We start from the raw sequence: 5,984 nt of genomic DNA, 5'->3' as shown, positions 1-5,984 counted from the left end.
ACCATCGAGAGCACGGCGCCGGGAAGCGTCACCAGGCCAGCGGCCAGCGGGCTCAGGCCGAGGACGAGCTGCAGGTGCTGCGAGATGAAGAAGATGAACCCGATGAGCCCGACGATCGACAGGAAGTTCGCGAGGATCGACGAGGTGAAGGGGGCCGAGCGGAACAGGTCGACGTCCAGCATCGGGGTGGCACTGCGCCGCTGGCGCCGGACGAAGAGGAACCCGGATCCGATGCCGATCGCAAAGGCGGCCACCGCGAACCAGGAGAACCCGTCGTGCGCGGCGGACTTGATGCCCCAGACGATCGGAAGCATGGTCGTCAGCGACAGCAGCACGTTGACCGGGTCCAGTGGTCCCGGGTTCGGGTCCCGTGACTCGGGAACCAGCCGCGGCGCCAGCACCAACAGCGGGAGCAGGATCGGCACGGCCACCAGGAACACCGAACCCCAGTGGAAGTGCTGCAGCAGCGCGCCGCCGACGATCGGGCCGAGCGCGGAACCGGCGGTGAAGCACGACGCCCAGAGCGCGATGGCGAGCCTGCGCGCGGACGCGTCGGTGAAGATGTTGCGGATCAGCGACAGCGTGGACGGCATGAGCATCGCGCCGAAGACGCCGAGCAGAGCGCGCGCAGCGACCAGGTATTCGGCGCTCGGTGCGAACGCCGCCGCGGCGGATACCACGGCGAAGCCCGCCGCACCGATCACCAGCAGGCGGCGTCTGCCGATCCTGTCGCCGAGGCTGCCCATCGTCACCAGCAGTGCGGCCAGCACCAGCGAGTACACGTCGACGATCCACAGCTGGGTGGTGGCGGCCGGACGGAACTCCTCGGCGATGCTGGGCAGCGCGAACGCGAGCACGGTGTTGTCGACGGCGATCAGCAGCACGGGCAACATGAGAACAGCCAGCGCGAACCAGGCGCGGCGCGGTGTGTTCGTGGACGTCGTCGCGACGTCCGCTTGGGTGGACATTCCTGCTCCTGAGAACTACGCCCGGTTGAGAACCGTTGGCGTCAAGACTGATTCGGGTTGATGGTGCCTTGGGTGAGACTGGCCATGATGGCGTCCACGATCTGGACGCGCGGGGTGCCCTGCTTCGCGGCGTCGTATCCGGCGGTGAGCAGGGCCCAGAAGACCAGTCGCGGCCACCCCGGCGGTCCCGCCGAACCCTGCGTGGCCGCGCGGTCGAGCACCTCGACGATGACCTCGTCGCCGGTGTCGAGTTCGGCTGCGACCTCGGGGTCCGAGGTGACGGTCGGTTCGTTGTAGACGAACGGGACGATTGGCCCCAGGTCGAGTTGGCACTCGACCACCCGGCGCAGCGCTTCGACCGGGGGTCCGCAATCGGGCTCTGCGTGCTCGATTGCCGCGTTGCTCAGCGCGTGTACGTGAAGCGCGACTGCGCGAAGCAGGTCCGAGCGCTCCGCGAAGTACCGGTGCAGCGTGCTGCGTCCGACTTCTGCGGCAGTGGCGATGTCGCCGAGCGATGCGGCGGGATTCTCGGCGAGCACTGACATCGCGGCATCGAGAATCGCCCTCCGGGTTCTCGAGCGCGATCCACCCTCGATCGGTATTGGTGCGCTCATGTGCCTCAATCTAGCACGGCTTGGTCAAAATGGGACAGTGGTGTCCCATTAATCGGGGCGCGTGAACCCATCCGACCGCGCGGGTGGCGCCGGACCCGTCGGGGTCACTGCCGCGCCGGGGTAGGCGAACCGTGCTGGGGCAGGCGGCCCAAGGCTGGGCCACGGCGGGGCGGCGGTGGGTCGCAGCCGCGCCAGCTCCCGGTTGTGCCGTTCGGCCAGAACGGCGGCCAACACGAGCGGTGGGGGCGCGTCGGGGGGCGGTGGCGGGGAGATCTGGGCGAGCACCTCGGAGTAGATGCGGTACGCCATCTGGTCGCGGAACGACGGTTGCAACTGTGCTGCCCTGGAAAGGAACTGGCGCGCCAGCTCGGCCTGTTCGGGCCGAAGCCCGGACAGCTGCAGCGACGACGCCCACCACGCCAACGCCGGCGGCATCGGAACCGGTGTGCTCAGCTTGGGCCCACGCTCGCTGATCACCATGGTGCCGGAGAACACGTCGCCGATCCTCTTGCCTCGCGCCGAGACCATGCTGCAGATCACGGCAGGCCCCCCGGCGAACATCCAGATCTCGACGAATCCCGACAGTGCGCGAAAGAGCGCCTGGCGGAACCGTTCTGGACCACCGTCATCGGAGACGACGCGCAGGCCGAGTGCCATCTTGCCAAGAGACCGGCCCCTGGTCGTGGTCTCGAAGATCAGTGGATACCCGACGATGGCCAGGACCGTCAAGATGATGAGTACCGCCGCCGAAAGGGCGTCGTCGAGGGTCGAGAGCGTGACGGCCCACAGCGTGACGCCGACGAGATAGCCGATGAAGACGACGGTGAGGTCGATCAACGCGGCCAGCGCGCGCACCGGCAGCTGCGCGATCTGAACGTCGAGCACCACGGCGTCGCCCGTGATCATCGGCTCCGGCTGGGCCACCATAGGAGCCAACGCTACTAGTGTTCGTGGAGTGGACGTCGACGCCTTCGTGCTGGCCCACCGGCCGGCGTGGGACCGGCTCGAGTTCCTGGTCAAGCGACGCCGCAAGCTGACCGGCGCCGAGGTCGACGAGCTGGTGGACCTCTATCAACGGGTGTCGACCCACCTGTCGATGGTGCGCAGCGACTCGGCCGACTCGGTGCTGGTCGGCACCTTGTCGGGGCTGGTCGCCACCGCACGCGCAGCCGTCACCGGCGCCCATGCCCCGCTGTGGAGCGAGTTCACCCGCTTCTGGACCGTGTCCTTCCCCGTCGCCGCCTACCGGTCCTGGCGGTGGTGGCTCTCCTGCGCCGTCGTGTTCTTCGCCGTCGCCACGGTCATCGGCGTCTGGGTGGCGGGCAATCCCGAGGTGCAGGCCACGGTCGGAACGCCGTCGGACATCACCGAACTGGTCAACCACGAGTTCGCCTCGTACTACCGCGAGAATCCGGCAGGCTCCTTCGCCCTGCGCGTGTGGATCAACAACTCGTGGGTGGCCGCCCAGTGCATCGTCTACGCGATATTCCTCGGCCTGCCGATTCCGTACGTTCTCTTCCAGAACGCCGCGAACCTGGGGGTGGTCGGCGGGCTGATGTTCGACGCCGACAAGGCCGACGTCTTCCTCGGCCTGCTCGCCCCCCACGGGCTGCTCGAGCTGACCGCCGTGTTCCTCGCCGCGGCCGCCGGGATGCGACTCGGCTGGTCGGTCGTCTCTCCCGGTGACCGCCCCCGCGGGCAGGTCCTCGCCGAGCAGGGCCGTGCCGTCGTGTCGGTCGCCGTCGGGCTGGTCGTCGTGCTGCTGGTGTCCGGTCTCATCGAGGCACTTGTCACGCCGTCTTCGCTGCCAACGGCACTGCGCATCGCGGTCGGCGTCGCGGCCGAGATCGCCTTCCTCACCTACGTGATCCACTTCGGGCGCAAGGCGGTTCGCGCGGGCGAGACCGGGGACGTGGACAACGCGCCGGATCTGGTGCCGACGGGCTGACCAACCTGCTCGCGGGTGGGGGCGCTACAGCTTGCCGCTGGCCTTCATCGCCAGGTAGCGGTCGGCCAGCGCCGGGGCCAGGTCGTCGGGCATCGCGTCGACCACGTCGACGCCGTGGCGCCGCAGCCGCGTGGCGATGGCGTTGCGGTCGTTGCGGGAACGCTCTGCCGCAGCGGCGTCGTACACCTGTGCGGCGTCGGCGCGACCGGCCGCCAGCAGATCCACGCGGGGATCGCTGACGGCGGCGATCACCACCTGATGCCTCGACGAGAGGCGCGGAAGAACGCCCATCAAACCCTCGTCGAGCGCCGAGGGATTCAGGTCGGTCAGCAGAACCACCAGCGAACGCTGCCTGATGCGCCGCTGAATCGTCGCGACCATCGCAGGTGCGTTCGACTCGATCAACGCGGGCTGCAGCGGCGCCATCGCCTCGACGAGCTGAGGTAGCAGTTGGGTGCGAGTCGCGTTGTACACACCCGCCCGCGGCACCCGGTCGTGCGCCACGAAGTCGACGTGGTCGCCAGCGCGAGATGCCAACGCCGCCAACAACAGCGCGGCATCCATCGACCAGTCCAGCCGGGGCCAGCCGCTCGGGTCGCTCGCCGTCGGATCGATGCCGACACGGCCGGCCGACGTCCGTCCGGTGTCGAGGACGATGACGACCCTGCGGTCCCGTTCCGGCCTCCAGGTTCGGACCACGACGTCTGCCCGCCGGGCCGTGGCACGCCAGTCGATGGAGCGGACGTCGTCACCGACCACGTATTCCCGCAGCGAGTCGAATTCGGTGCCCTTGCCGCGGATCAACACCGGGATCGCGCCGTCGAGCTCGCGCAGCTTGGCCAGCCGGGACGGAAGGTGCTTGCGCGACAGGAACGGGGGAAGGATCCGTACCTGCGCAGGCACGCGGTGCGAGCACTGCCTGCCCGCCAGCCCAAGCGGTCCGAGCGAGCGCGCGGTGACCAGCGCCGAGTGCTGGTCGCCGCGACGGATGGGCCGCAGCGTCGTGTCCACTCGGAGTCGTTGTCCGCCCATGACACGCACCTCGTGGGTGCGTGGTTCGGCGCGGGCCGACGGTGCCCACGCGTCCCGCACCCTGCCGCGGAACTCCCGTCGCCCTGGATTCTCGATGATCAATGCGGCGGCGACGGGCTCGCCAAGCCGCGCCGCCCCGTCACCAAGCCTGCTGAAGCGCAGCCGTCTGGCGCTCGCCGCCAACGCCACGTCGACCGCGACCGCCAGCAGGAGCAGCCCCAGCAGGACCACGAATGCCACTGCAGGCCACGGCGATACGCCGATCGGCAAGACGCAGATCGCCGCAACCAGCCCGGTGCGGCCGGTGAGCACCACTAGCGCGGTACCTGCACCGCGGACAGGATCCCGTCGAGGACTCCGTCGGGGGTGGCTCCCTCGAGCTCGGCCTCCGGGCGTAGCGCGATGCGGTGCCGCAACGTCGGACGTGCCATCGCCTTCACGTCGTCTGGTGTCACGTAGTTGCGTCCCGACAGCCACGCCCACGACCTCGCGGTGGCCAGCAGAGCCGTCGCGCCGCGGGGCGAGACCCCGAGTTGCAACGACGGGGAACGCCTCGTCGCCCCTGCGATGTCGACGATGTAGCCCATCACCTCGTCGGCCACCAGAACCTGACGCACGCCCTCGCGGCCCGCTGCCAGCTCCGCCGGGCCCGCCACCGGCCGAATGGCCGAGAGGTCCCTCGGGTCGAAACCGCTTGCATGCCTTGACAGAATCGCGATCTCCTGATCGCGCGGCGGCAGCGGCACGTTGAGCTTCAACAGGAAGCGGTCGAGCTGCGCCTCCGGCAGCTGGTAGGTGCCCTCGTACTCGATCGGGTTCTGCGTCGCCGCGACGATGAACGGGTCGGGCAGCGGCCGCGGCTCGCCGTCGACGCTGACCTGTCGCTCCTCCATGGCCTCGAGCAGCGCCGCCTGCGTCTTGGGTGGCGTCCGGTTGATCTCGTCGGCCAGGAGCAGATTGGTGAACACCGGGCCCGCTCGGAACTCGAACTCGGCGGTGCGGGCGTCGTAGACCAACGATCCCGTCACGTCGCCAGGCATCAGGTCGGGGGTGAACTGCACGCGCTTGAACTCGAGCTGCAGGGCCGCAGACAAGGTGCGGACCAACAGGGTCTTGGCGACACCGGGCACCCCCTCGAGGAGTACGTGGCCGCGGCACAGCAGTGCGATGACCAGCCCGCTCACCACCGCATCCTGTCCGACGACTGCCTTGGCGATCTCGGAACGCAACGCCAGCAAGGCGTTTCGGGCGCCGTCCTGATCGGATGCCGAAGTCTTGGGTTGAGTCACGAGTTGGCGACCTGCCTTTCGATGTCGTCCAGTAGCCGGGCGAGGTTGACGAGTTCGGCGTCGTCGGTGGGCGGATGTCCGAACAGTGCGTACCCGACGGCGCTCGGCTCGTGTTGCACGCGTCGGGTGATGG

6 protein-coding genes and 1 pseudogene are annotated in these 5,984 nt (G+C 69.1%); 1 reads left to right on the top strand and 6 read right to left on the bottom strand.

What is annotated here, in order from left to right; translation table 11 throughout:
- From ACRDUX_RS18920 to ACRDUX_RS18910, 3 genes are all read right to left on the bottom strand, one after another.
- Positions 1–968, bottom strand: a 968-nt coding sequence (locus tag ACRDUX_RS18920; RefSeq protein ID WP_526415557.1) for an MFS transporter, incomplete at its 3' end; no start/stop codon positions are given.
- A 41-nt stretch (positions 969–1,009) separates the two neighbouring features.
- On the bottom strand, positions 1,010–1,582 hold the full coding sequence (locus ACRDUX_RS18915) for a TetR/AcrR family transcriptional regulator (RefSeq protein ID WP_526415556.1): 573 nt from the start codon (positions 1,580–1,582) through the stop codon (positions 1,010–1,012).
- A gap of 48 nt (positions 1,583–1,630) precedes the next feature.
- Positions 1,631–2,509: an RDD family protein gene (locus tag ACRDUX_RS18910; RefSeq protein ID WP_526415555.1), complete on the bottom strand. Its 879-nt coding sequence runs from the start codon at positions 2,507–2,509 to the stop codon at positions 1,631–1,633.
- Positions 2,510–2,537: 28 nt separating this feature from the next.
- Here ACRDUX_RS18910 and ACRDUX_RS18905 point away from each other — a divergent pair, with 28 nt between their 5' ends.
- On the top strand, positions 2,538–3,530 hold the full coding sequence (locus ACRDUX_RS18905) for a stage II sporulation protein M (protein ID WP_526415554.1): 993 nt from the start codon (positions 2,538–2,540) through the stop codon (positions 3,528–3,530).
- 24 nt (positions 3,531–3,554) lie between these two features.
- Here ACRDUX_RS18905 and ACRDUX_RS18900 read toward each other — a convergent pair whose 3' ends face one another.
- From ACRDUX_RS18900 to ACRDUX_RS18890, 3 genes and pseudogenes are all read right to left on the bottom strand, one after another.
- Positions 3,555–4,877, bottom strand: a complete 1,323-nt coding sequence (locus ACRDUX_RS18900) for a DUF58 domain-containing protein (RefSeq protein ID WP_526415553.1) — start codon at positions 4,875–4,877, stop codon at positions 3,555–3,557.
- A complete protein-coding gene (locus ACRDUX_RS18895; protein WP_526415552.1) occupies positions 4,877–5,851 on the bottom strand; it encodes an AAA family ATPase in 975 nt (324 codons plus the stop codon). The genes ACRDUX_RS18900 and ACRDUX_RS18895 overlap by 1 nt, the downstream gene beginning before the upstream one ends.
- A pseudogene (locus ACRDUX_RS18890) lies at positions 5,848–5,984 on the bottom strand (DUF4350 domain-containing protein); the annotation flags it as partial. The pseudogene ACRDUX_RS18890 and the gene ACRDUX_RS18895, both read right to left, overlap by 4 nt.

This window comes from Mycobacterium sp., assembly GCF_050701675.1.
Taxonomy (GTDB): Bacteria; Actinomycetota; Actinomycetes; order Mycobacteriales; family Mycobacteriaceae; genus Mycobacterium.
The sequence above is the reverse complement of the archived record's forward strand: the minus strand, read 5'-3'. Positions and strand labels throughout refer to the sequence as shown.

Excerpts from the sequence above, each read along its gene's own strand:
- ACRDUX_RS18915 (WP_526415556.1), bottom strand. The coding sequence starts at position 1,582 with ATGAGCGCACCAATACCGATCGAGGGTGGATCGCGCTCGAGAACCCGG.
- ACRDUX_RS18910 (WP_526415555.1), bottom strand. The coding sequence starts at position 2,509 with ATGGTGGCCCAGCCGGAGCCGATGATCACGGGCGACGCCGTGGTGCTC.